Raw genomic sequence first — 520 nt, 5'->3', positions numbered from 1 at the left:
CAAACCGGCATTTCGGCCTTGAGCGCTCATTCTCGACGATCCTGCTTTTAGATAAGTTCACCATGCGTCCAGTATGCATTCTCGAAGGCACGGATATCTCGGCAGCACGCACCGCAACCTATGCCAGCATGGTCGCCGAGTCTGTGCTCGCCGAACTCAAAACTATCAAAGTCTTTCTGTTTGGCGGGGGTCCGATTGCGCGCAGCATCGGTTTGGCACTTGGAGCCGTGCTCGGCGCCCGACTGGAAATATTGTGGGTCAGAACGCGATCTCGTCAGACCGCTGAAGCATTTGCTCATTCACTGCCGCAGATTACGGCTCCGATCGTCCCTGTGACCGATAACGCTAACCTGTTACAGGCCGACTTCATCATAACTGCCTCAAATGCAAAATCCCCGGTCTTTGCGGCGCACGAAGTGGCTTCAGAGGCGGTTGTCCTCCATCTCGGTGGTGACGAAACGCCCGCCGAGTATCTGACCCATGTCCTGCAAAATGGGATAGTCGTCTGTGACGACTTAGC

General features: G+C 55.2%; 1 pseudogene. It reads left to right on the top strand.

The annotated features are described in order from the left end of the window. Positions 1-520: pseudogene (locus WH91_RS21310) on the top strand (ornithine cyclodeaminase); the annotation flags it as partial.

This window comes from Devosia psychrophila (genome assembly GCF_000971275.1).
Taxonomy (GTDB): Bacteria; Pseudomonadota; Alphaproteobacteria; order Rhizobiales; family Devosiaceae; genus Devosia; species Devosia psychrophila.
Note: the sequence above shows the minus strand (reverse complement) of the source record. Positions and strands in the feature narration are given on the sequence as shown.